Source organism: Helicobacter pylori oki112, from assembly GCF_000600085.1.
GTDB classification, from domain to species: Bacteria; Campylobacterota; Campylobacteria; order Campylobacterales; family Helicobacteraceae; genus Helicobacter; species Helicobacter pylori_CY.
Genome location: NZ_CP006821.1, coordinates 422,533 through 445,746, shown reverse-complemented (window position 1 = coordinate 445,746; position 23,214 = coordinate 422,533). Strand labels below are relative to the sequence as shown.

The 23,214-nt window shown below is 37.9% G+C and carries 26 protein-coding genes, 1 tRNA gene and 1 pseudogene; 17 read left to right on the top strand and 11 right to left on the bottom strand.

The features are described from left to right. Genes HPOKI112_RS02170 through HPOKI112_RS02155 form a run of 4 tightly spaced genes read right to left on the bottom strand, consistent with a single transcriptional unit; the run spans nt 1 to nt 3,849 of the window. Nucleotides 1–1,323, bottom strand: coding sequence for a M23 family metallopeptidase (locus HPOKI112_RS02170; protein ID WP_025275733.1), 1,323 nt, complete (start codon nt 1,321–1,323; stop codon nt 1–3). Between the two features lie 9 nt (nt 1,324–1,332). Further along, a complete protein-coding gene (locus HPOKI112_RS02165; protein ID WP_038418622.1) occupies nt 1,333–2,271 on the bottom strand; it encodes an outer membrane beta-barrel protein in 939 nt (312 codons plus the stop codon). An 8-nt stretch (nt 2,272–2,279) separates the two neighbouring features. Next, on the bottom strand, nt 2,280–3,137 hold the full coding sequence (locus HPOKI112_RS02160) for an outer membrane beta-barrel protein (RefSeq protein ID WP_025309676.1): 858 nt from the start codon (nt 3,135–3,137) through the stop codon (nt 2,280–2,282). Then, the gene (locus HPOKI112_RS02155; protein ID WP_000523306.1) at nt 3,127–3,849 is read right to left on the bottom strand and encodes a hypothetical protein; all 723 of its coding nucleotides are present in this window, start codon (nt 3,847–3,849) and stop codon (nt 3,127–3,129) included. Before HPOKI112_RS02155 ends, HPOKI112_RS02160 begins: the two co-directional genes overlap by 11 nt. Before the next feature lie 148 nt (nt 3,850–3,997). Between HPOKI112_RS02155 and panB the strand changes: the two genes are divergently transcribed. The 9 genes from panB to HPOKI112_RS02110 all read left to right on the top strand — a co-directional run bounded on the left by panB (nt 3,998) and on the right by HPOKI112_RS02110 (nt 9,459). Next, entirely contained in the window at nt 3,998–4,810 is an 813-nt protein-coding gene (gene panB / locus HPOKI112_RS08210; protein ID WP_025309675.1) for a 3-methyl-2-oxobutanoate hydroxymethyltransferase, read from the top strand. Further along, nucleotides 4,811–5,821 carry a Holliday junction branch migration DNA helicase RuvB gene (gene ruvB, locus HPOKI112_RS08205; RefSeq protein ID WP_000664528.1) on the top strand — a complete coding sequence of 337 codons (1,011 nt, stop codon included), beginning with the start codon at nt 4,811–4,813 and terminating at the stop codon, nt 5,819–5,821. It begins immediately after the preceding gene. 66 nt (nt 5,822–5,887) lie between these two features. After that, the gene (gene tatB, locus HPOKI112_RS02140; RefSeq protein ID WP_025275728.1) at nt 5,888–6,370 is read left to right on the top strand and encodes a Sec-independent protein translocase protein TatB; all 483 of its coding nucleotides are present in this window, start codon (nt 5,888–5,890) and stop codon (nt 6,368–6,370) included. Then, nucleotides 6,363–7,112, top strand: coding sequence for a twin-arginine translocase subunit TatC (gene tatC, locus HPOKI112_RS02135; protein WP_025275727.1), 750 nt, complete (start codon nt 6,363–6,365; stop codon nt 7,110–7,112). Before tatB ends, tatC begins: the two co-directional genes overlap by 8 nt. Next, a complete protein-coding gene (gene queA / locus HPOKI112_RS02130) occupies nt 7,113–8,150 on the top strand; it encodes a tRNA preQ1(34) S-adenosylmethionine ribosyltransferase-isomerase QueA (RefSeq protein ID WP_025275726.1) in 1,038 nt (345 codons plus the stop codon). Next, a complete protein-coding gene (gene rsmG, locus HPOKI112_RS02125) occupies nt 8,147–8,683 on the top strand; it encodes a 16S rRNA (guanine(527)-N(7))-methyltransferase RsmG (RefSeq protein ID WP_025309674.1) in 537 nt (178 codons plus the stop codon). The genes queA and rsmG overlap by 4 nt, the downstream gene beginning before the upstream one ends. Next, complete coding sequence (locus HPOKI112_RS02120; RefSeq protein WP_000944405.1) at nt 8,677–8,919, top strand: PP0621 family protein; 243 nt, start codon at nt 8,677–8,679, stop codon at nt 8,917–8,919. Before rsmG ends, HPOKI112_RS02120 begins: the two co-directional genes overlap by 7 nt. 2 nt (nt 8,920–8,921) lie before the next feature. After that, nucleotides 8,922–9,329, top strand: coding sequence for a hypothetical protein (locus tag HPOKI112_RS02115; RefSeq protein WP_025309673.1), 408 nt, complete (start codon nt 8,922–8,924; stop codon nt 9,327–9,329). A 42-nt stretch (nt 9,330–9,371) separates the two neighbouring features. Beyond that, a tRNA-Ser gene (locus tag HPOKI112_RS02110) sits at nt 9,372–9,459 on the top strand. 1 nt (nt 9,460) lies between these two features. Here HPOKI112_RS02110 and HPOKI112_RS02105 read toward each other — a convergent pair. Beyond that, a complete protein-coding gene (locus HPOKI112_RS02105) occupies nt 9,461–10,063 on the bottom strand; it encodes an outer membrane protein (RefSeq protein ID WP_000291620.1) in 603 nt (200 codons plus the stop codon). A 289-nt stretch (nt 10,064–10,352) separates the two neighbouring features. On the opposite strand from HPOKI112_RS02105, the gene HPOKI112_RS02100 reads away from it, so the two are divergent. The 7 genes from HPOKI112_RS02100 to copP are packed head-to-tail and all read left to right on the top strand — an operon-like array spanning nt 10,353 to nt 17,007. Beyond that, the gene (locus tag HPOKI112_RS02100; RefSeq protein ID WP_000772151.1) at nt 10,353–10,727 is read left to right on the top strand and encodes a chemotaxis response regulator CheY; all 375 of its coding nucleotides are present in this window, start codon (nt 10,353–10,355) and stop codon (nt 10,725–10,727) included. A 12-nt stretch (nt 10,728–10,739) separates the two neighbouring features. Further along, on the top strand, nt 10,740–11,717 hold the full coding sequence (gene prmA / locus HPOKI112_RS02095; RefSeq protein WP_025222594.1) for a 50S ribosomal protein L11 methyltransferase: 978 nt from the start codon (nt 10,740–10,742) through the stop codon (nt 11,715–11,717). An 8-nt stretch (nt 11,718–11,725) separates the two neighbouring features. After that, nucleotides 11,726–13,624, top strand: a complete 1,899-nt coding sequence (gene ftsH, locus HPOKI112_RS02090; RefSeq protein WP_000805279.1) for an ATP-dependent zinc metalloprotease FtsH — start codon at nt 11,726–11,728, stop codon at nt 13,622–13,624. Between the two features lie 2 nt (nt 13,625–13,626). Next, on the top strand, nt 13,627–13,881 hold the full coding sequence (locus tag HPOKI112_RS02085) for a hypothetical protein (protein ID WP_025275724.1): 255 nt from the start codon (nt 13,627–13,629) through the stop codon (nt 13,879–13,881). Further along, entirely contained in the window at nt 13,871–14,584 is a 714-nt protein-coding gene (gene pssA, locus HPOKI112_RS02080; RefSeq protein WP_001122183.1) for a CDP-diacylglycerol--serine O-phosphatidyltransferase, read from the top strand. Before HPOKI112_RS02085 ends, pssA begins: the two co-directional genes overlap by 11 nt. Then, a complete protein-coding gene (copA, locus tag HPOKI112_RS02075) occupies nt 14,581–16,806 on the top strand; it encodes a copper-translocating P-type ATPase CopA (RefSeq protein ID WP_025275723.1) in 2,226 nt (741 codons plus the stop codon). The genes pssA and copA overlap by 4 nt, the downstream gene beginning before the upstream one ends. Next, complete coding sequence (gene copP / locus HPOKI112_RS02070; RefSeq protein WP_025275722.1) at nt 16,807–17,007, top strand: copper-binding metallochaperone CopP; 201 nt, start codon at nt 16,807–16,809, stop codon at nt 17,005–17,007. 136 nt (nt 17,008–17,143) lie between these two features. Here copP and HPOKI112_RS02065 read toward each other — a convergent pair whose 3' ends face one another. Both HPOKI112_RS02065 and csd4 read right to left on the bottom strand, forming a co-directional pair. Next, nucleotides 17,144–17,425 (bottom strand): hypothetical protein, encoded by a 282-nt coding sequence (locus HPOKI112_RS02065; protein WP_025275721.1) that lies wholly within the window; start codon nt 17,423–17,425, stop codon nt 17,144–17,146. A 216-nt stretch (nt 17,426–17,641) separates the two neighbouring features. Further along, entirely contained in the window at nt 17,642–18,958 is a 1,317-nt protein-coding gene (gene csd4, locus HPOKI112_RS02060) for a DL-carboxypeptidase Csd4 (RefSeq protein ID WP_025275720.1), read from the bottom strand. Between the two features lie 135 nt (nt 18,959–19,093). On the opposite strand from csd4, the gene HPOKI112_RS02055 reads away from it, so the two are divergent. Continuing rightward, nucleotides 19,094–19,609, top strand: coding sequence for a flagellar FLiS export co-chaperone (locus HPOKI112_RS02055; RefSeq protein ID WP_025275719.1), 516 nt, complete (start codon nt 19,094–19,096; stop codon nt 19,607–19,609). A gap of 3 nt (nt 19,610–19,612) precedes the next feature. Here HPOKI112_RS02055 and HPOKI112_RS02050 read toward each other — a convergent pair whose 3' ends face one another. From HPOKI112_RS02050 to HPOKI112_RS02035, 4 genes and pseudogenes are all read right to left on the bottom strand, one after another. Further along, nucleotides 19,613–20,608 (bottom strand): HoxN/HupN/NixA family nickel/cobalt transporter, encoded by a 996-nt coding sequence (locus tag HPOKI112_RS02050; protein WP_025276732.1) that lies wholly within the window; start codon nt 20,606–20,608, stop codon nt 19,613–19,615. A gap of 57 nt (nt 20,609–20,665) precedes the next feature. After that, nucleotides 20,666–21,371, bottom strand: a pseudogene (locus HPOKI112_RS02045) (DUF3226 domain-containing protein). Then, complete coding sequence (locus HPOKI112_RS02040) at nt 21,364–22,509, bottom strand: AAA family ATPase (protein WP_025309672.1); 1,146 nt, start codon at nt 22,507–22,509, stop codon at nt 21,364–21,366. Before HPOKI112_RS02040 ends, HPOKI112_RS02045 begins: the two are co-directional and overlap by 8 nt. Nucleotides 22,510–22,641: 132 nt before the next feature. Beyond that, a complete protein-coding gene (locus HPOKI112_RS02035; RefSeq protein ID WP_025275716.1) occupies nt 22,642–23,211 on the bottom strand; it encodes a restriction endonuclease in 570 nt (189 codons plus the stop codon). Nucleotides 23,212–23,214: the final 3 nt, after the last annotated feature.

Genomic DNA, 23,214 nt, shown 5'->3' with positions numbered 1-23,214 from the left:
CTATCCTTTCATTAAAAGCCACTTGGCTTGCTCTATGGGGGTGATGATATTGGTTTTTATCCATTGCTCATTAAGCCATTCATTGGGCCGGACAAAAACCCCTTGCAAAAGCATCCCTAAATGCAACCCATTCCCTAATTTCAAACCACTACTCCCCACGCTTTCATCATCTTTTAAATGGGCTAAAAAAACGCACAAACCCAGCCCATAGCAATGGATTAAACTATTGCCATAAAAATCTAACTCCCCCTTAAAAACCCTTTTCATAGATGGATCAAACGCTAAAGATAAATCCTTACTAGGCATCAAATCCACCCCTAAATGCAAGAATTGGAACAACACCTGATTATCCCTTAAGATACGCCGATTTTCTAAAAAATTGCTTGCCATTTTAAAAGGCCCATTCAAGGGTTTTAGCGCTTGAAAATGGGAAAAATCCTTATAAAAATCCCCTTGATCTAAAACAATCTTTTGGATTTTTTCTAAATCTTTTAAGCGCGCGTTGGAAAACATTTCTAATAAAGTTTGCTCAGTGTGATTTTGAAATTTTTCTTGCTTTGCAATCTTGTCTTTTAAGGCGCTTAAGTCTATATCTTTTTCCCTCACATGATGGGTTTTTCGCTTGAGTAATAAAGGGGTGGTATTAGAGTTATAGGCTTTATCTTTAGCGACAATGAACGCCTTAAAATCCTTATTTTTATAAGACCAAGGCACTAGAGCGATAAAAACATTACGCTGTTTGAATTCTACAAGCCTGAAAGCTTTAAAATCCTTTTTTTTGACGCGCACAAACGCTTGAGACAAATTCTTATCCAAAGCTTCAAAGACAACTACAGCGCTCCCTCCATAAGCGATGCTTGGGGAACGAGATAAAATCGTGATTGAGGGTTTTATCGTATCAACACACACTTCTTGTTTGAAAGACGCCTTATTGCCATTGAAAAAATTAGCATAGCTCCAATCATTAGCTTGAATTTCATACAAAAGGCACTTGTCTTCTAACCCCATGATTTCAGGCCTAATTAAAGGCACTTCTAAAGACTTGGGTTTATCCAATACCAGATTTTCTTTTTCGTATAAGATCAAACCATCTTGTGTGGTTACTTTTAAATCATAGCGTTTGATGCCCTTTGGGGCTATTATTTTAATCTTAATGGGTTTTTTTAAATCCCAAAAAAGCGTTTCATCATTGTCATTAAGCGCACCCTCTTTGCTGCTTAAACTAAAACTTAAAGCTTTAGGTTTTGTGATTAAAGCGTTAAAAATCAAATAACCCCCTAAAATTAAAACGACTAACGCTAAAATTTTAAACCTTAACTCCAAGATCAAGCCTTAAAAAATAAACGCATAATTCACTAATAAAAAGCTGGATCGCTTGAACTGGTTGTTAGCCGAAATCAATAAACGCTCATCACCTTCTTTATTTTGATAAACCGCTCCCTCTTCCACTCCCATTCTCAAATAGCTAATCGGTAATTTTGTGCCAATCTCTAAGCGGTGTTTCCTATAAAGCGTCAAACTCACGCCCACATTAAAAGTGTAATCCACTTCAATCAAAGATTTCCATAAAAAATTAGGGCTTGAATAGCCCCCCACTACCAAATTCCTCCCGTTTTGATTAGGCTTGTCTTGATAGAGCATAAGCCCTATCCCAAAACCCGCATAAACGCCTAAATAATGCTTTTTAGTCTTAAAATCTAAAGGCATATCAAACAATAAATCCGTATTCATAGCCCCTAAAACATAAATAAACGAGCCTTGCTTGAGTGCATTCTCTTTTAACGCCCCACCCCCAAGCAATAAATCCCCATAAAATCGTGTCCCAAAATAAGGCACAAAGTATTTTTGATATCCGAATTTAACGCTAATCATAGAAACAGGAGCGTTAATATTGATATTGTTTTTAAACGCGCTAGGGGCATTCGCACCATATCTGTCTAACATTTCCCCTTGATAAGACAAGTTAAGTTCCCCATAAGCATACCCACCCCCTAAAAAAACCCCACTCTTATCATCGGCTATGGAAAAAGATTTGAGCAATTTCTCTTTTTTCTTGGAGGAAATTTTAGGATAAGATCGATCAATATATTCTTCTTCAAACTTATCCTTATTTATCTCTTGGGGCGAAACCCCTTTTTCGGTGAGCTGTTGCTTTAAATGGTTTATTTTTTCGTCTAATTGTTGGTTTTCTTCTTCTAAATTGTCATAATCTGTCGCTTGAAGTCCCAGTATGAGCGCGATATAAATCAAACAATATTTAAACTTCAACATTTTAGCCTTTACAATAAATAGTTGTAACTAATATAATAAATATTAGTGCTTTTAAAATAATATAAAAAGGTTTGCGAAGTTTCTTTTAAGGGAGGCATTTTTAAGGCTAATTCAAAGCGGTGTTTGAGGTTAAGCGTCATGCTCACCCCTAAATTTAACACTAATCCAAAAGCGTTAGGCTGTGAATACCCTCTAATCTCTTTTAAATTTTGATACATCCCATTCCACCCCACTCCAACGCCTCCAAATATCCCTAACGCAAACCTTTTTTCTTTGTCAATAGGCTTATCCATCAACAGATCAATATTCAAGCTTGCGGTTTGATAAGAGGCTAAAGAATCGCTTTTAAACCCTTTCATCGCCCCCCCTAAATATTCCCCATAAAAGCGTAAGGCGCTAATCCCATTAGCAAAATACTTTTGATACCCGCTCCTTAATCCATACAACAAAGGAGAAGCTTGAATATTGCTTAAAAGTTCAAACTTCTCATAAGAATGAGCGCTAACCCCTATATCGCCAAGGATTACGCCTATAAAAAAACCGCTCTTATTTTTAGCCATTTGTTGGAATAAGATGGCTTCATTTTTTTCATGCAATTCCCCTTTGAGCATGTAAAGCTGGCGTTTTTTCTTATGGATTTCTTCAAGTAGACTTTTTTCATCAATATTCTTTTTAACTTCCTTGTTTTCTTCAAACTCTAGCGTTTGGGCGCGTTTTTCTTCCAAAAGAATGGGAGCGTCTTTAGGGGGATTTTCTTTAATCATGTTTTCTTCAGTCGTATTCTCTTGAGTCGTATTCTCTTCAGCGTGCAAGCTTAAAATAAAACCAAAGCATAAAATGAAATTTCTTATTTTTTTAGAACACATATTGATACCCAATGCTTGCTATAGCTCCCCACCAAGTCTCTTTTGAAGAATTGGATTGCAAAAAAGGGAAATTATTCAAAATTTTAAATTCAAATTCAATGCGGTTTTTTTCTAATACCGTTAGAGCCAATCCTGCGTTAAAAGACATCCCCCATTCCGCCGTATAATTCACCCCATGCGCTACAACCCCCAAGCCTAAACCCATATACCCCCCCATATAAAGGTATTTCCCCACGAAAGGCAAAGGAAAATCCAATAAAAAATCCCCATTCAGCATAACCGATTGAAACCCCACGCTCCCAAAGCCCGCTTTTTTAGGAGCCCCTCCATAATATTGGATATAGATGCGCCTGCCAATAATATTGGGCTTAACCAAGCGTGCAAAAAACGACGGCCTGAAAGTTTGATAGCCAAATCGCAAGCCATAAGCGAACAAATAATTTAAAATATTGCCCGTGATGCTGGAACTATTGGTTCTAACCATGATTTCATGATTGTAAAAAAACCCGGTATTGATCCCTAAAATAAGCCCGCTTTTAGCGTTCGCCCTTTTTAAGTCTCTGATCAATTCTTCAACTTCTTTATCTTCATAAGCTTTATAATACTTGATATACTTGTAGTATTTTGGGTCTAGGGTATCATAATCAAGCGCACTCAATCCCGTATAAAACCCCATTAAAGACCATAAAATAACATGTTTTTTAAGACCCAAAATCGCTAAATCCCTTGAATTGTTTGTTAAAAGTTTCTTTCAATTATACTAAAATAATTAAAATGACCGGTTAAAATGGAGTAAAATTTTTACCCACCCCAATAAAGTCATGCTACAATGCCACTATATTTAACACTTAGGATTTTTAATGAGCATGCAAACCGCCCCAATTAAAAAAATCACTCTCAACCACCTCCAAGCTAAAAAAAATCAAGAAAAAATCATCGCCATTACCGCTTATGACGCGCTGTTCGCTCAAATATTTGATCCGCTAGTGGATGTGATTTTAGTGGGCGATAGTTTGAATATGAGTTTTTTCAATCAAAACGACACTTTAAGCGCGAGTGTGGAAATGATGCTCTATCACACCAAAGCCGTGTGCGCGGGCGCTAAGACTCCTTTTATCATCACAGACATGCCCTTTGGAAGCTATAAAGATGAAAAAACAGCCCTAAAAAACGCCATTAGAGTTTATAAAGAAACCCAAGCGAGCGCGATCAAACTAGAGGGGGGGAAAGAAAAAGCGAAATTGGTTAAAACGCTCACTGATGAGGGCGTTATTGTGGTAGGGCATATTGGCTTGATGCCCCAATTCGTGCGTCTTGATGGAGGTTATAAGATTAAAGGCAAAAACGAAGAGCAACAAAAAAAGCTTTTAGAAGACGCTTTGAGTTTAGAAGAAGCCGGGGCGGGTTTGTTGGTTTTAGAGGGTATAACCACCCCTATCGCTCAAAAAATCATGCAAACAATCAAAATCCCCACGATCGGCATAGGGAGCGGTAAAGATTGCGACGGGCAGATTTTAGTGTGGAGCGATATGTTAGGCTTTTTTGATAGCTTTAAGCCTAAATTCGTGCGAGAATACCTTAAAGGGAAAGAATTGGTTCAAAACGCTATCAAGCAATACGCTGATGATGTGAAAAAGGGAAACTTCCCTAACGAGCTAGAAAGTTATCATTAAATGAAAGAACGGATAGTCAATTTAGAAACTTTGGATTTTGAAACTTCTCAAGAAGTGAGTTTGCGCCCTAGTCTTTGGGAAGATTTTATCGGTCAAGAAAAGATTAAAAGCAACTTGCAAATTTCTATTTGCGCGGCTAAAAAACGCCAAGAAAGTTTGGATCACATGCTCTTTTTTGGCCCGCCCGGTTTGGGTAAAACTTCAATCAGCCATATCATCGCTAAAGAAATGGAAACCAATATCAAAATCACCGCCGCTCCCATGATAGAAAAAAGCGGTGATTTAGCCGCCATTTTGACGAATTTGCAAGCTAAAGACATTCTTTTTATTGATGAAATCCACCGGCTTAGCCCGGCGATTGAAGAGGTTTTATACCCGGCTATGGAAGATTTCAGGCTGGATATTATCATAGGCTCAGGCCCAGCCGCTCAAACCATTAAAATTGATTTACCCCCTTTCACCCTCATCGGCGCTACCACTAGAGCCGGAATGCTCTCTAACCCCTTAAGAGACAGATTTGGCATGAGTTTTAGAATGCAATTTTATAGCCCTAGCGAACTAGCTCTCATCATCAAAAAAGCCGCCATTAAACTCAACCAAGACATCAAAGAAGAAAGCGCTGATGAAATCGCTAAAAGGAGCAGAGGCACGCCAAGGATCGCTTTAAGGCTTTTGAAAAGGGTGCGCGATTTTGCGCTAGTCAAAAATTCAAGCTTGATGGATTTAAACATCACTTTGCATGCTTTGAATGAATTAGGCGTGAATGAATTGGGCTTTGATGAAGCGGATTTGGCGTATTTATCTTTGTTGGCTAACGCTCAAGGAAAGCCGGTGGGTTTGAACACGATTGCAGCGTCTATGAGAGAAGATGAAGGCACGATTGAAGACGTGATTGAGCCTTTTTTACTCGCTAATGGGTATTTAGAGCGCACCGCTAAAGGCAGAATCGCCACGCCTAAAACCCATGCGCTTTTAAAAATCCCCACTTTAAAGTCTCAAACTTTATTTTAATCTTGTTTAGAAAGAAAATTACACTACAATAACGATAAAATTTTAAGGGTGTAAAAGTAGATTATTATGTTTGGCATGGGCTTTTTTGAAATCCTTGTGGTGTTGGTTGTAGCGATTATTTTTTTAGGGCCAGAAAAATTCCCCCAGGCTGTCGTGGATATGGTGAAGTTTTTTCGTGCGGTTAAAAAAACGCTCAATGACGCTAAGGACACTTTAGATAAAGAAATCAATATTGAAGAAATCAAAAAAGAAACCCTAGAGTATCAAAAACTCTTTGAAAACAAAGTGGAGAGTCTTAAGGGCGTTAAGATTGAAGAATTAGAAGACGCTAAAATAACTGCAGAAAATGAGATTAAAAGCATTCAGGATTTGATGCAAGATTACCAAAAAAGCCTAGAAAACAACGCACCCCCTAACCATTTAAATGAAGAAGTTTCCAATGAAGAAGCCTTAAATAAAGAAGTTTCAAGCGATGAATCTCCTAAAGAGGTCCAATTAGCAACCGATAACAACGCTAAAGAACACGACAAAGAAAAAGAGCATGTTTGAAGATTTAAAACCGCATTTACAGGAATTAAGAAAGCGTTTGATGGTTTCTGTAGGAACGATTTTAGTGGCGTTTTTGGGATGCTTTCATTTTTGGAAAAATATTTTTGAATTTGTTAAAAATTCTTATAAAGGCACGCTCATTCAGCTCTCCCCTATTGAAGGGGTTATGGTAGCGGTTAAAATCAGTTTTTCAGCCGCTATCGTCATTTCCATGCCCATTATTTTTTGGCAATTGTGGCTCTTTATCGCTCCAGGGCTTTATAAGAATGAAAAAAAAGTGATTTTGCCTTTTGTGTTTTTTGGGAGCGGCATGTTTTTAATGGGGGCGGCGTTTTCTTATTATGTGGTGTTCCCTTTCATTATTGAATACTTGGCCACTTTTGGGAGCGATGTCTTTGCGGCCAATATTTCTGCGTCCAGTTACGTGAGCTTTTTCACACGCTTGATTTTAGGCTTTGGCGTGGCGTTTGAATTGCCTGTTTTGGCGTATTTTTTAGCTAAAGTGGGCTTGATTACTGATGCGAGTTTGAAAGCGTATTTCAAATACGCTATTGTAGTGATTTTTATTGTAGCAGCGATTATCACTCCTCCTGATGTGGTGAGTCAAATCTTTATGGCGTTACCCTTAGTGGGGCTTTATGGGCTTTCTATTTTAATCGCCAAAATGGTCAATCCGGCTCCCAAAGACAACGAAGAAGATAGCAAAAATAATGCCAAAGAGAATACAAAGAGCGAGTCGTAGTTGAAAGAATTTGATTTAGAAAGCTATGATTATGATTTGCCTAAGGAATTGATCGCAAACTACCCCATTTTGCCCAAAGAAAAGGCTAAATTGCTCGTCTATGAAAGGCGTTCGCAAACAATCACGCACACCACTTTTGAGCATGTTTTAGATTTTTTCCCTAAAAACGCCCTTATTGTGTTGAATGACACTAAAGTGATTAAGGCTAGGCTTTTTGGATCTAAGCATGCCTTTTTGCCATCAAAAACGACCGAAGTGTTTTTCCACCGCTTTTTTAAAAATAATACCGCTTTAACTCAAATCAAGGGCAAGATCAAAGTGGGGGATAAAATCTTTTTTGATGAAAATTATTACGCTGAAGTTTTGGAATTACTCCATAACGGCCAACGCTTGATCGCTTTTTATGACCATAAAACTCCTTTAAATCAAGAAAATATCTTAAAGCTTTTAGAGCAATACGGGCATATGCCCTTACCCCCTTATATTAAAAGAGCCGATGAAAGTTTGGATGCGCATGAATACCAGAGCGTGTTCGCTAAACACATCGGTGCGGTGGCTGCCCCTACGGCGTCATTGCATTTTTCTCAAAATACCTTAGAAAAATTATTGAAAGATTTCAAGCACGCTTTTTTAACCTTGCATGTGGGGGCCGGGACTTTTCTTGGCGTAGAAACTAAGGACATTAGAGAGCATCAAATCCATACAGAAGTTTTACGCATTCCTAAAAAGAGCCAAGAAATTTTGCGAGAATCCCAAGAGGTTTTATGCATCGGCACGACCGCTTTAAGGAGCGTGGAATATTTCAAACGCTTAAAAAACCCTAATCAAGAATCGTTTGAATGCGATATATTCTTGCATCTTGCTAATCCTATTTTGCATGTTAATTATTTGCTCACTAATTTCCATTTGCCCAAATCAAGCCTTTTAATGCTTGTAAGCACGATGATAGGCTTAGAAAAAACCAAAGAGATCTACAAAATAGCCATAGAAAAGAAGTATCGTTTTTATTCTTATGGCGATGGGATGCTGATTTTATGAACCCCTTATTGCAAGACTATGCGCGCATCCTTTTAGAATGGAATCAAACGCACAACTTGAGTGGCACAAAAAATTTAAACGAATTAGAACCCCAGATCACAGACGCTCTAAAACCTTTAGAATTTGTCAAAGATTTTAAAAGCTGCTTGGATATTGGGAGCGGGGCGGGTCTTCCTGCTATCCCTTTAGCCCTTGAAAAACCGGAAACAAAATTCATTCTTTTAGAGCCAAGAATAAAAAGAGCGGCTTTTTTAAATTACCTTAAAAGCGTTTTGCCTTTAAAAAACATTGAAATCATTAAAAAGCGTTTAGAAGATTATCAAAATCTTTTACAAGTGGATTTAATCACTTCTAGAGCGGTCGCTAGCTCTTCTTTTTTGATAGAAAAAAGCCAACGCTTCCTAAAAGATAAGGGGTATTTTTTATTCTATAAAGGCGAGCAGTTAAAAGATGAAATCGCTTGTAAAGACACTGAATGCTTTATGCATCAAAAACGAGTTTATTTTTACAAATCAAAGGAAAGTTTATGTTAAGAATTTTAATCCCCTTACTCATTATCGTGTGGGTTTTATGGCGTTTGTTTTTGAGACAAAAACCCCACAAAGACGACCCCAAAGACAACCACTCTTATGCGCAACAAACCCCCAAAGAATTAGAAGATCACATGATTGTATGCTCTAAATGCCAAACCTATGTCTCTAGCAAAGACGCTATTTACAGCGGAGCGGTAGCCTATTGCAGTGAAACCTGTTTGAAGGATAAGAGGTAAATATGCTTATTTTAGGACACCCTTTAATCCCTAGCGATCGTTTTATTTTCATTAAAAACACCGATGGCATTCATTCCAGCACCAATAACGATATAGTGTGTTTTGAAGCGCACCCAAAAAATTTGGAATTAGCTAAGTATTGCTGTGAAAATAGCGTCAATTTTAGCGTGATCTTTTTATCGCACAAGATAGAAACGGACGCCTTTTTTTTATTCAACGCTTTCAAACCGCTCTATTGTATTTTTAAGGATATTAAACAAGCGATACTCGCCCAACAACACGCCACGAATTACTTATTAGATAGCAAAATCTTGTTTTTTATGGATTTAAACGATACAGAGTCGTGGGAAATTTGCGCTAAAAGTCAGATTGATGGCGTGATTTCTAAAGACTCACTCCTTTTAAAATAAGCCCTTTTTAAACAAATCTTAGTTATAATAGTCCCCTTTTAAGGGGAGATGTCCGAGTGGTTGAAGGAGCACGCCTGGAACGCGTGTAAGGTGCAAGCCTTCGAGGGTTCGAATCCCTCTCTCTCCGCCATTTAAAAATGCCACGAATGCGAAATAAAAAACAAAAAGCTCCTTTCAAACAAACTGCGTCTTTCAGGGGTTAGAAAGATTTTCATGCCAATTTCTACATCCACCTTATGATACAAAACGATCGTGCGAAACTGCACCCCAAATTTCCCAATAGCCCTGAAATAAGTGTTGTGAAAATTGAAATCTTTTAATGAATCCCAAGTATTCACCACCAAATCTTTGACTTTATTGTTGAGTATCCATGTGTTGGCGGCCAGTTGCAAGCCAAAGAAAAAAGCCCAGCGGTTGATAGGGTTTTTAGCGTAGGCGACCATAAAATCCCCTCCCACCCCATAAGTGAACATGTTCGCTTGCAAAGTAGAGTCATTATTAAAAAGCACATTGCCATAATCTATAAAGAAATAATACCTAGAATAAGCCCAATCGTTTTTAGGATTCACTTCATAGCCTTGAAGGATTGAAGCCCCTTGTAAAAGCTTATTGGTGTTTAAAGGGCGCATAAACACCGTGCCTATTTGATAAGAAGAAGACATGTAACTCAAATTTTCAGCATTTAAAATATTTAAAAAACTTATACCCAGTATTAAAATTCTTAAATAATACACTTACTTGTAAAATCCTTGTCTTTCTTTTTTCAAACCATCCAATGACCCTTTATCGCACTCAAAAGTTATTTTATTACTTTTAAACGATTATGATAGCAAACAAACTGAATTTTTTTACAAACAAGAACGCTCATTAAACGCTCCATTTAGCCAATGATTATTGTTGGTCAAGGTAATTTTAATCAAAACATGCTATTATTTGGAACGATTTATTATTATAAAGCGTTAGAGACGCTTTGGCTGTTTAAAAAGAGCCTAATTTAAATGCAATCTTAAAAGGAGAAGCACTTTGAAACTACTGGTAGTAGATGATAGCTCAACTATGAGGAGAATTATTAAAAACACACTTTCACGCTTAGGCTATGAAGATGTTTTAGAAGCTGAGCATGGGGTGGAAGCTTGGGAGAAACTAGACGCTAATGCGGACACTAAGGTGCTTATCACAGATTGGAACATGCCTGAAATGAACGGCTTGGATCTCGTTAAAAAGGTACGCTCCGATAGCCGTTTTAAAGAGATCCCTATTATTATGATCACCACAGAAGGCGGTAAGGCTGAAGTCATTACGGCTTTGAAAGCGGGCGTGAATAACTACATTGTGAAACCTTTTACCCCCCAAGTTTTGAAGGAAAAATTAGAGGTTGTTTTAGGGACAAACGATTGAGTGTTAAAGCCAATGTATTATGAGTTTTTCTTTATCTTCCCTAAGGAGCGAGAGCTTTTTGAGGGCTTTCTTTTAGACACTACGCACCTAGCCTTAGAAGAATCTAGCTTAGAGAATTTAAAAGCGTTTGACGATAAAGAAACCATTGAATTTATAAGCCGATCCAGTTGGCATTATTTCACCACTCATGATCTTTTAAAAGAACATTTAAAAGAAAAACCTCCGCATCTCAAAAATTTCGTTATTTTACGCTCTGAAGAGAATTTGAATCACTCGCTCATTCTAGCATTAGAAGCGTTTTGTTTGAATTTAAAACAAAACTTGCAAAGTGAGTTTGATTTTTTCTGTCTTTCACGCAATCTGGCTTCAAAAGACTGGCTAGAAGCCTACAAACAAGCTATTTTGCCGGTGCAATGCGCCAAATTTTACATACACCCTAGCTGGCATCAAAAGCCAAGCCATGTTGTTACAAATGATTGCATAATGATTGATCCGGCTTTGGCCTTTGGATCAGGCCATCATGAAAGCACTTCTATGTGTTTGGAACTGCTCTCTGACCTTGATTTAAAACGCAAAAACGCTTTAGATGTGGGCTGTGGGAGCGGGATTTTAAGCATAGCCTTAAAAAAACAAGGCGTTAGCGCTTTAGTAGCTTGCGATACGGATAGTTTAGCCGTTGAAGAAACCCTAAAAAATTTTAGCTTGAATCAAATACCCCTATTAGCGCAAGATAAGGTCGTTTATGGCTCTACGCAAAAAATTGAAGGGCGTTTTGATATTATTGTGGCGAACCTTGTCGCTGATGTGATTAAGAGTTTGTATAGTGAATTTGTGCGGCTTTGTAACCACACTCTTATTTTATCAGGGATTTTAGAAACCCATTTAAACTCTGTTTTACAGATCTATTATAATGGATTTGAGGTTTTAGAACAGCGACAGCGTAACGAATGGGTCGCTCTAAAATTGCTTAAAAAACAACCAATAAATTAAGGATTATAATGAAACCAACGAACGAACCTAAAAAACCTTTTTTTCAAAGTCCCATTATCCTTGCGGTTCTTGGAGGGATTTTACTCATTTTTTTTCTGCGCTCTTTCAATTCTGATGGCAGTTTTTCGGACAATTTCTTAGCTTCTAGCACTAAAAATGTGAGCTACCATGAAATCAAACAGCTCATCAGCAATAATGAAGTGGAAAATGTGAGTATCGGTCAAACTTTGATCAAAGCCAGCCATAAAGAGGGCAACAATCGTGTGATCTATATCGCTAAACGAGTGCCTGATTTGACCTTAGTGCCTTTGTTAGACGAGAAAAAAATCAATTATTCTGGTTTTAGCGAGTCTAACTTTTTTACGGACATGTTGGGGTGGCTCATGCCTATTTTAGTGATTTTAGGGCTATGGATGTTTATGGCAAACCGCATGCAAAAAAATATGGGTGGGGGTATTTTTGGCATGGGGAGCGCGAAAAAACTCATTAACGCTGAAAAACCCAATGTGCGTTTTAATGACATGGCAGGCAATGAAGAAGCCAAAGAAGAAGTGGTAGAAATCGTAGATTTCTTAAAATACCCTGAACGATACGCCAATTTAGGGGCTAAAATCCCTAAAGGCGTGTTATTAGTAGGGCCTCCAGGAACCGGTAAAACCCTTTTAGCCAAAGCGGTAGCCGGCGAAGCGCATGTGCCGTTTTTCTCTATGGGAGGGAGCAGTTTTATTGAAATGTTTGTGGGCTTAGGGGCAAGCAGGGTTAGGGATTTATTTGAAACCGCTAAAAAACAAGCCCCTAGCATCATTTTTATTGATGAAATTGATGCCATAGGTAAAAGCCGAGCGGCTGGAGGCGTGGTGAGCGGGAACGATGAAAGAGAGCAAACCTTAAACCAGCTCTTAGCCGAAATGGATGGCTTTGGGAGCGAAAACGCGCCTGTGATTGTCTTAGCTGCAACGAACCGCCCTGAAATCTTGGATCCGGCGTTAATGCGTCCAGGGCGTTTTGACAGGCAGGTTTTAGTGGATAAGCCTGATTTTAATGGCAGGGTAGAAATCTTAAAAGTGCATATTAAAGGCGTGAAACTCGCTAATGATGTGAATTTGCAAGAAGTCGCCAAACTCACCGCAGGGCTTGCAGGAGCGGATTTAGCGAATATCATCAATGAAGCCGCACTTTTAGCAGGAAGAAACAACCAAAAAGAAGTCAGGCAACAGCATTTAAAAGAAGCGGTTGAAAGAGGGATTGCAGGGCTAGAAAAGAAAAGCAGGCGCATCAGTCCTAAGGAAAAGAAAATCGTCGCCTACCATGAAAGCGGGCATGCCGTGATTTCTGAAATGACTAAAGGGAGTGCTAGGGTGAATAAAGTCTCTATCATTCCAAGGGGCATGGCGGCTTTAGGCTACACCCTTAACACGCCTGAAGAAAACAAATACTTGATGCAAAAACACGAACTCATCGCTGAAATTGATGTGCTTTTAGGCGGGAGAGCGGCTGAAGATGTCTTTTTGGAAGAAATTTCTACCGGTGCGAGCAACGATTTAGAAAGAGCGACTGATATTATTAAAGGCATGGTGAGTTACTACGGCATGAGCAGTGTCAGTGGGCTTATGGTGTTAGAAAAACAGCGGAACGCCTTTTTGGGAGGTGGTTATGGAAGCAGTAGGGAATTTAGCGAAAAGACCGCAGAAGAAATGGATCTTTTCATTAAAAACCTGTTAGAAGAGCGCTATAAGCATGTCAAACAAACCTTAAGCGACTACAGAGAAGCGATTGAAATCATGGTCAAGGAGTTGTTTGACAAAGAAGTCATTACAGGCGAAAGGGTGCGTGAAATCATCAGCGAATACGAGGCCGCCAATAATTTAGAAAGCCGTTTGATCCCTTTAGAAGAGCAAGCGAGTTAAAAGTGCGAGATTGCAAACAGATTTTTGATAAGGGTTTAAAGCCTTATGATAAACATTCTGTTTGTTTAAAGCTTTTTTTTAGATTTTGTTTTCTAAAAACCCGCACTTATCAACAGCGTTATAAAGCGTTTGCTCTGACGCTCTTTTCTTGTGAGTTTTTTAACGCTTGTAAAATTTTTATTCCCATAATTGATTTTAAAATCGTTTTTATTCCTATTCTAAAAGCCAAGTTACAAAGAATCTCTAATGCCTATTAACCCTCTCTATCTTTTCCCCAATCTTTTTACCGCTAGCAGTATTTTTTTAGGCATGATGAGTATTTTTTACGCTTCCAGTTACCAATTTGTCATGGCGTGTTGGTTAGTGGTAGCGAGCCTTATTTTAGACGGGCTTGATGGGCGTGTCGCAAGGCTTACCAACACCACCAGCAAGTTTGGTATAGAATTTGACTCACTGGCTGATGTAATCGCTTTTGGAGTAGCCCCAAGCTTAATCGCTTACTTTTATGTGGGGTATAACTTTGGGCGCATAGGCATGGCGGTGAGTGCGTTGTTTGTGATTTTTGGAGCGATACGATTAGCGCGATTCAATATCAGCACCAACACAAGCGACCCCTATTCTTTTATCGGTATCCCCATTCCTGCGGCAGCGGTATTGGTGGTGCTTTGTGTGTTATTGGATAACAAATACCATTTTTTAGAAGGCAATACCGAAAAGTTATTTTTAAGCTTTATTGTTTTATTGGGGGTGCTTATGGTGAGCAATATCCGCTACCCTAATTTTAAAAAAGTCAAATGGAATCTCAAGCTTTTCATCTTAGTGTTGATTTTTTTATCGTTAGTGTTTGTGCGCCCTTTAGAGGCTTTAAGCGTGTTTATGGGGCTGTATTTGATTTATGGCATCATTCGGTGGCTCTTTTTAATGGTAAAAATTATTTTTAATAAAAATAAGAGCGCATGAAAGAATCTTTTTACATAGAGGGAATGACTTGCACGGCGTGTTCTAGCGGGATTGAACGCTCTTTAGGGCGTAAAAGTTTTGTAAAAAAAATAGAAGTGAGCCTTTTAAATAAGAGTGCTAACATTGAATTTAACGAAAATGAAACCAATTTAGACGAAATTTTTAAACTCATTGAAAAACTGGGCTATAGCCCTAAAAAAACTTTGGCGAAAGAAAAAAAAGAATTTTTTAGCCCTAATGTTAAATTAGCGTTGGCGGTTATTTTCACGCTTTTTGTGGTGTATCTTTCTATGGGGGCGATGCTTAGTCCTAGCCTTTTACCTGAAAGCTTGCTTACGATTAACAACCATAGTAATTTTTTAAACGCATGCTTACAGCTTATAGGCACGCTCATTGTCATGCATTTAGGGAGGGATTTTTACATTCAAGGGTTTAAAGCCTTATGGCACAGACAACCCAACATGAGTAGCCTTATCGCCATAGGCACAAGCGCTGCCTTAATCTCAAGCTTGTGGCAATTGTATTTCGTTTATACAAGCCAGTGGTCTTATGGGCATTATTATTTTGAAAGCGTGTGCGTGATTTTAATGTTTGTAATGGTAGGCAAACGCATTGAAAATGTTTCTAAAGACAAAGCTTTAGACGCTATGCAGGCCTTGATGAAAAACGCCCCAAAAACCGCCCTTAAAATGCACAATAACCAACAGATTGAAGTTTTAGTGGATAGCATTGTGGTGGGGGATATTCTAAAGGTTCTCCCTGGAAGTGCGATTGCGGTGGATGGCGAAATCATAGAGGGCGAAGGGGAATTAGATGAGAGCATGTTAAGCGGCGAAGCGTTGCCGGTTTATAAAAAAGTCGGCGATAAAGTCTTTTCAGGGACATTCAATAGCCACACGAGTTTTTTAATGAAAGCCACGCAAGATAACAAAAACAGCACCTTGTCTCAAATTGTAGAAATGATCCATAACGCTCAAAGCTCAAAGGCAGAGATTTCTCGCTTAGCGGATAAGGTTTCAAGCGTGTTTGTGCCAAGCGTGATCGCTATCGCTATTTTAGCGTTTGTGGTGTGGCTCATCATCGCGCCTAAACCCGATTTTTGGTGGAATTTTGGAATCGCTTTAGAAGTGTTTGTATCGGTTTTAGTGATTTCTTGCCCTTGCGCTTTAGGATTGGCTACACCTATGAGTATTTTAGTAGCGAACCAAAAAGCGAGTTCTTTAGGTTTATTTTTTAAAGACGCTAAAAGTTTAGAAAAAGCAAGGCTAGTCAATACGATCGTTTTTGATAAAACCGGCACGCTCACTAACGGCAAGCCTGTCGTTAAAAGCGTTCATTCTAACATAGAATTATTAGAGTTATTGAGTTTAGCGGGCAGTATTGAAAAGAGCAGCGAACATGTCATTGCTAAAGGGATTGTAGAATACGCCAAAGAGCATAACGCTCCCTTAAAAGAAATGAGTGAAGTTAAAGTGAAAACGGGTTTTGGCATCAGCGCTAAAACAGATTATCAAGGCGCTAAAGAGGTTATCAAAGTCGGTAATAGCGAATTTTTTAACCCTATTAACGCACTAGAAATTCAAGAAAACGGGATTTTAGTGTTTGTGGGTAGAGTGATCAGTGAAAAAGAAGACGAGCTTTTAGGGGCGTTTGTTTTAGAAGATTTGCCCAAAAAAGGCGTGAAAGAGCATATCGCTCAAATCAAAAAATTAGGCATTAACACTTTTCTTTTAAGCGGGGACAATAGAGAGAATGTCAAAAAATGCGCGCTTGAATTAGGGATTGATGGTTATATCAGCAACGCTAAACCACAAGACAAGCTCAACAAGATCAAAGAGCTTAAGGAAAAAGGGCAGATTGTTATGATGGTGGGCGATGGCTTGAATGACGCTCCTAGCCTTGCTATGAGCGATGTGGCGGTGGTGATGGCTAAAGGGAGCGATGTGAGCGTGCAAGCAGCGGATATTGTGAGCTTTAATAACGACATTAAATCGGTTTATAGCGCGATTAAATTAAGCCAGGCGACCATTAAAAATATCAAAGAAAATTTGTTTTGGGCTTTTTGTTATAATAGCGTGTTTATCCCTTTAGCTTGTGGGGTTCTTTATAAGGCTAATATCATGTTAAGCCCGGCGATTGCGGGTTTAGCGATGAGCTTAAGCTCTGTGAGTGTGGTCTTAAACTCCCAAAGGCTAAGGAATTTTAAAATTAAGGATCATTGAATGAAAGCAACTTTTCAAGTGCCAAGCATTACTTGCAACCATTGCGTGGATAAAATTGAAAAATTTGTGGGCGAAATTGAAGGCGTGAGCTTTATTGATGCGAGCGTGGAAAAAAAGAGCGTGGTTGTAGAGTTTGAAGCTCCAGCGACACAGGATTTGATTAAGGAAGCCTTATTGGATGCGGGGCAAGAAGTGGTGTGATATAGAGGTAGTAGTTTAAAGACCGCAATGTTCAAAAGGGTTGTTGTCTTTTAATGCTTTGTTTGGGTTTTTTCACGCCCTTCAATGGTGATTTATCATAACCATAAGGGAAAGAAATTATCGCATTTTCCTTTTCTCATTTCCATTTTTGATACAAACGAATCTGCCTGTTCAAGCTGCTAATTACACCACCAATAAAAGAAAGAGAGCTGCGAGATAAATGGCTTTTGAATGATGAGCGAATAAGTTCAAAGATTTTAATAAACAACATGCATAACTCGTCAGGTTTCATGTTGTCAACAAGGCTTAAGCCACTTATACATTCAATAGGGACAAGAACGCGAGAGCAATCATCTTTTAAGTCATTGTCTAATCGCTGTGTTAGGCTATCCATGCCCTTTTGAATTACCTCATGCATTCTTTCTAAAACACGATGTCCCCTTGTTGAAAAAGAATGAGATGAACGCATGATGTAAAGTCTGTTGCTTATTTTACATAGCCTCTTTGTTAAGTCAGGTAATGATAAGTAAAGATTTCTAATGTATGGCATGACTATCCTTTATTGGCGGTTGTCATGTTATATCATGCGTTGCCTTAAAACGCTATGAGATCTTTTGGCAAGATTCACCCATTCCTACACAAATTTCACTAAGATCATCCCGCTAAACGCGTTGTTTTTATAAAATTCTATGCGATAGATCCTTTCTTGCTTGTCTAGTGAAAAGCATTTTTGAAAATCTTTAAATCTAATCGTATAACCCGCTTCATTAGGCTTACTCTCATTAGAAACGCTAAAGCCAATCACATTCGCGCGGATATTATCCATGCCATGAATATAAAAACTCTCTTTCACTTCAACCACGCTCCCTATTTTAACCATTTGATCCTTATTGTCAATTTGCATTTTCACTTCTTCTAAAGAAGGATCAAACTCTATGTAAAAAGGCGATAATCGTGTCATGAGCTTGTTACCATATTTTAAAAACACTTCTTGCTTATTTTTGACTAGCCCCACAATGTAAGCATTGCTCTCTATAGGGATTTGTGGGATTTTAGTGTTATTAGGTAAAGGGAAATGATTGAGTTTAGAGCGTAAGTTAAAAAGGGGCATTTTAGGCAGAGAACTGATTTTTGCCCATAAGTTTTTATCGTTGATTAGGGCATGCACGCTGCTAGGGTTAAGCTCAAAATCGCGCTTAAAAGGGATATTGAGTTGATTGAGTAAGCCCTCAATGGCTTGCAAATGGTAAAACACCCTTGATGCTAAAGGGAGTTCTTTGCTGGCTTCATTGGCAAAAGCACTCTTTTTTTGGTTGATTGCATAAAAAGTTAGGGCTTTTTGCATTTCTGTATCGCCTTGCACAGTGCGCGTGTTTTTTAAATGATACTCCTCAATGGGGTGCAATAAATGGGCGTTGATGCTCTCAATCGTATTGTTGGCGAAAGCAAGCAAGTTAGGGAATTTCGCCCCTTTAACTTCATCTTGATCAATAATAAAGCAATTCCCCCAACGCTTGGGATTGAGCGTCGCATCAATATAAATAGGGCGATAATACCCACCGCCATCATGCAAATGCAAGACAGCATCTATATTGGGTTTTGCAATCAAGGATTTGATTTCCTGGATAGTGGAGTATTCAGGGTCATTCTTGTCTAAAGTGGCAAATTTGCGGTTCATATCCCCATACAAGCCCCTATGATTTCTTAACATGGAAGGCTTATTCAATACGGGAACCACTTCCACCAAGCCTTTTAAAACGCTATAGTGCATTAAAAACAAATTAGTTGCATTAAACCCCCCAGGCTCATCGCCTTGAATCCCTGCTAAAAGCAACAAATGGGGGGCTTTGTCCCTATCCTCTACATTTGTAGGGGCTTTTTCTATCGTTTCTATCGCATGCACAAACACCAAAGAACACAAGCCCCACACTAAAAACCATATTTTTTTCATCCCATCTCTCTACTATTTGAAACTAAAAGATCGCTAATTATACCTAAAAACCTTTTTAAGGGGGTTTTTTGAAGTTTCCATAAAAAAGGAATGAAAAATGCTTGTGAATGATCAATTCTATTTAAAAGGTTTTTTATGGATATTTTAAAAACTCTTCAAAAGCATTTGGGCGATGTTGAAACAAGCGATTTTAAAACCAATGCGATAGAAAAATCCCAACAAATCGCCCAATTCAGTAGGGACATGAAAAATATAAACGAGAGCGTTGGAGCGTTACAAGTCTTGCAAATCGCTTGCAAAAAGCTTTTCAATAAGAGCATGGGTTTAGAAGATAAAGACGCTTTGCAAGCTTCTATCATCAAACAAGAATTGCGAGAAATTGTAGAAAATTGCCAGTTTTTAGCCTCCCCTTTGTTTGACACCCAGCTCAACATTGCTATTAACGATGAAGTTTTTTCCATGACTGTGGCTAATCCTTTGAATTTATTGGAAAATATTGGTGGGTTTCAAGCTTATTTGGAAGAAAAATTAAACGAAATTAAAGAATTATTAGGTTATTTGAGCGAAAGCCTTTCAAACCCTAAAGCCTTTATGCCAAGTTTTTCAAATAAAAGCCTTAAAGATTTGTTGAGCGATAACTTGAGGGCTTAAAATCTAGCCCTCTAATTTAGAAAATTTGATTTTCCATAAAAAGAATGAGCCTGAAAACGCTATTACAAATAAGCCCACCAAGTAATAGCCCAAGTCTGTAAATTCCAGGCTTTGTAAGGCGTTTAAAAGGCGGTTTTCAAATTTTAAGTGGAGTTTCTCGCTAACGACTTGAAAAAGCTCAATCAAGCCGATAAAGAGCGCGATAAACACGCTTAAGGCCGTGATAGAGATATTGTAATAGATTTTTCTTAAAGGGGTTTTGAACGCCCAATCATACGCCTTGAGCATGAACGCCCCATCTAAAGTGTCAAACAAACTCATGCCAGCGGCAAAAAGAATGGGTAAAGAGAGCATGCCCACCACACTCACTTTAATCGCGCTGCTAGAGAGAGCTAAAAGTGCGATTTCACTAGCGGTATCAAAGCCTAGCCCAAAAAGAAACCCGATAGGATAAATATGCCACGACTTGGAGATGAAATTAAACAAGGGTTTAAAAAAGCGGTTGAGTAAGCCCCTACTCGTTAAGAGCCGCTCGATCTCTTCATTTTGTTGCTGGCTCAGGCTTTCATTAGAGTGCGATTTTTTGAATATTTTTAGTAAATCCACTAGAATGATCGCATTCAATAGCCCTATAATGAGCAAAAAAAGCCCAGAAACTAAAGTCCCCACTACCCCCCCTATTTCTTCTAGCATCGGCGTGTGCTCTTTAGCCCAAGCGATCGCAAACGCGCTGATGATGGTCATTAAAATCACCACGCTTGAATGCCCCATAGAAAAGTAAAACCCCACACCATAGGCATTTTTGCCTTGTTGGGTGAGCTTTCTAATGGTGTTGTCTATGCAAGCGATGTGATCTGCATCAAAGGCATGCTTTGCCCCTAGCATGTAAGCCATAGACGCTGCTGCATAAAACGAAGCGTTATTGGCCATAAAGAGCAACGCTAAGCCTAATGCATGCAAGAACACAATCGCTAAAAAATAAGGAAACCACAATTTCACAGCACGCCTTTTTGTAAAAATAATATTTTTTTGATAATTTTAATATATTTTGTTAAATTAGAAAATCTTAAAATTTGTTTTTTGATTATTTTGCGAATTGCCCTAGAAAATCTTTAAGGGGAATGAGAGAATTTGAGTTAAAATCAATCATTTCTTTTAGTTTTTCATATTCTTCTTTGTGTTTTTCCTTTATTTTACCTTTACTATCAAAAACATCTATATTGGTCTTGGTCAAATTCTCTAATCCAAGCGCTTCTAAATAGGCATACAGCATATTTTTTCTTATGTTTTTAATCGGTTTATAATGTTCTTTGCTTTTAATGCATTCTAAGTATCCTTCAAAGCATTTAAGAAATTCATCGTGTTTAGCAATTTCTAATAATAGGGTTTCTAAATCGCCATCATCTTGATTGTTGGGGAATAAAAAAATTTGTTCTTTTGGAAAATCAGTCCCTTTTTCTTTGAATTCTTTACGAATATGCTTAAGCTTGTTATCAAAACCTGCATCGCTTTCTTGGTTCTCTTCTTTTATGTCTGCATCAAAAATAATGCACACTTGTTTATACCTGTGGTCTTCATTATTTAAAATACGCTTAATATCCTTACACAATCCATCTGAGAATAAGTTATTTTTACCTTCTACATGGATTATATCAAAATGAGCTTGATCAAAATGATCTTCATTTTTCCAAACATCAAGACACCAACTTAGAAAATTTTTATCGCTTTTTCCTTCTGTATAAATGAGTGTCTTTTTACTCATAATTATTTTCCTTAAACCTTTCTTTACCTCCAAAAAGATTGGCACCATTCTTGAAATAAAGAGATAAATTTTCTCCATAATAAGGCTCTGCAACGATTAAATCATCGTATTGTTCTAAGCAAAACAACTTAGTTTGATGCGCAAAATCCTTTTCTCTGATAACTTGATCTAAGATTTCTATAAATTCTTGGTTGTGGGTAGTCATAAACACTTGCAAATTACCATCTTTGTTGTCGTTGATAAAATCAATAACACACCTTAATAATAATTTCATGCGAGAAAAGTGCAAGCCATTCTCCACTTCATCAATATAAATCGTTTTTGCGTTATCAGCCATAAAAGCGCTTACAATATGCAAATATTTAATCAAACCATCACCAAATACAGATAGTGGGACTTTTTCTTTGATATTTTTCACTTTTAATTTGAGTTGGTTGTTAGTATTAAAGCTAATAGATTGGATATTGTTATCAAATTGATTAAGATGTTTATTTAATTCTTCTTCTAATTGGTTGTTACTGCAAATTTTACTCACCGCTTGAATCATATGAGCTTGCCTGTAAGCAGCATCGCTAGGTATTATGACAGCGCTTTCAAAGGGTGAAAGTTTTTGCAATTGACTGGGTTCAAAATTCTTAAATTGCCTGTTGTAGCTTGACTGATTAGGAATTGGTGGGAAATTGGGAACTTTAGCAATATTTAAGTGATCGTTATAGATTTCTTCATTATTTTTTTTAAGAGTGAAATTGAGCTGAGAGGACATTTGAGTTTGTTCTGCTGTGGGTATTATTTGCGACTCTATTACCTTTTGGTTTTCACTGGCTATGAATTTTATTTGCAAGTCTAAGGTCTGATTGTTGTCTAAAGTTGTAACAATCTGTATTTCTTTCTCAGTGTCTAAACCATAAAACATTAAGTTTTTTGATTCTGTTGTTAAAGGCTCTTTGCGTATATTGTCATAAATTTCTGTTAGATTAGCGCATGGGTGCATGAATTTTCCCACTAAACAATACAACGCTTCTAACAAATTGGATTTACCCACATTGTTCCCACCAGTAATAATGTTGAGTTTGGTAAAACCATCAATTTGAGTGTCCTTAAAAGTCTTAAAATTTTTAATGCGAACAGACTGAATCATTGAACCCCTTTATCCAAACAAAAATTGATGCTAAATTTTCATATTATAACGCATACAATTACGAAAAAATTTAATAGGAAATAAATAAGAAATCATAAAAATAAAAGCATTATATAAATTGTCCTATTTGGATTAGTTTTTCCCACCCAAAAATTTGATCCATTCGTCTCTATCAATCAAAAGCACTTCGTTAGCTTGAGCCAATTTTTGAGCGGCCTGCGTGAAGTAGCTGTTGGTGATCACGCAAGCTTTTTCGCAAGCGTAGTAAGCTTTAGAAGAGACCACCTCTTGAATGGCTTTGGGTGAAACTTTGTGCGAGTAGCGTTTGGCTTGAACCGCCCATTTGACGCCGTCTTTTTCTACAATCAAATCCGCTCCATAATCGCCGCTTTTTTGAGTGATTGTAACTTCAAAACCCTTTGAAGTGAAAAAGATTTTGGAATATTCTTCAAATTCAAAGCCGTTCATGGCGTCTATTTTTTGCAAAATGCGTTTGAGTTGGCGCTTCTTATACGAAGAAATAACGCCTTGAAAAAGCACTAATATGGAAAAAACGCCAAGAAGCGCGAACAATTTTAAAAGCAAATCATTAGCTGAAGTAGCTAATTTCAATTCTAAGGCTTTTTCCAATACAACATGCCAAATTAAATAAATCCCTACCGAAAACAAAATGACAAAAATAAAAAATACAATCTTTTTCATGCC

Bases quoted from the DNA above. Each gene is read 5' to 3' on its own strand.
- HPOKI112_RS02165 (WP_038418622.1), bottom strand. From the start codon at position 2,271: ATGTTGAAGTTTAAATATTGTTTGATTTATATCGCGCTCATACTGGGA.
- HPOKI112_RS02160 (WP_025309676.1), bottom strand. From the start codon at position 3,137: ATGTGTTCTAAAAAAATAAGAAATTTCATTTTATGCTTTGGTTTTATT.
- panB (WP_025309675.1), top strand. From the start codon at position 3,998: ATGAGCATGCAAACCGCCCCAATTAAAAAAATCACTCTCAACCACCTC.
- ruvB (WP_000664528.1), top strand. From the start codon at position 4,811: ATGAAAGAACGGATAGTCAATTTAGAAACTTTGGATTTTGAAACTTCT.
- tatB (WP_025275728.1), top strand. From the start codon at position 5,888: ATGTTTGGCATGGGCTTTTTTGAAATCCTTGTGGTGTTGGTTGTAGCG.
- tatC (WP_025275727.1), top strand. From the start codon at position 6,363: ATGTTTGAAGATTTAAAACCGCATTTACAGGAATTAAGAAAGCGTTTG.
- rsmG (WP_025309674.1), top strand. From the start codon at position 8,147: ATGAACCCCTTATTGCAAGACTATGCGCGCATCCTTTTAGAATGGAAT.
- HPOKI112_RS02120 (WP_000944405.1), top strand. From the start codon at position 8,677: ATGTTAAGAATTTTAATCCCCTTACTCATTATCGTGTGGGTTTTATGG.
- HPOKI112_RS02115 (WP_025309673.1), top strand. From the start codon at position 8,922: ATGCTTATTTTAGGACACCCTTTAATCCCTAGCGATCGTTTTATTTTC.
- prmA (WP_025222594.1), top strand. From the start codon at position 10,740: ATGTATTATGAGTTTTTCTTTATCTTCCCTAAGGAGCGAGAGCTTTTT.
- ftsH (WP_000805279.1), top strand. From the start codon at position 11,726: ATGAAACCAACGAACGAACCTAAAAAACCTTTTTTTCAAAGTCCCATT.
- pssA (WP_001122183.1), top strand. From the start codon at position 13,871: ATGCCTATTAACCCTCTCTATCTTTTCCCCAATCTTTTTACCGCTAGC.
- copA (WP_025275723.1), top strand. From the start codon at position 14,581: ATGAAAGAATCTTTTTACATAGAGGGAATGACTTGCACGGCGTGTTCT.
- copP (WP_025275722.1), top strand. From the start codon at position 16,807: ATGAAAGCAACTTTTCAAGTGCCAAGCATTACTTGCAACCATTGCGTG.
- HPOKI112_RS02065 (WP_025275721.1), bottom strand. From the start codon at position 17,425: ATGCATGAGGTAATTCAAAAGGGCATGGATAGCCTAACACAGCGATTA.
- csd4 (WP_025275720.1), bottom strand. From the start codon at position 18,958: ATGAAAAAAATATGGTTTTTAGTGTGGGGCTTGTGTTCTTTGGTGTTT.
- HPOKI112_RS02055 (WP_025275719.1), top strand. From the start codon at position 19,094: ATGGATATTTTAAAAACTCTTCAAAAGCATTTGGGCGATGTTGAAACA.
- HPOKI112_RS02040 (WP_025309672.1), bottom strand. From the start codon at position 22,509: ATGATTCAGTCTGTTCGCATTAAAAATTTTAAGACTTTTAAGGACACT.
- HPOKI112_RS02035 (WP_025275716.1), bottom strand. From the start codon at position 23,211: ATGAAAAAGATTGTATTTTTTATTTTTGTCATTTTGTTTTCGGTAGGG.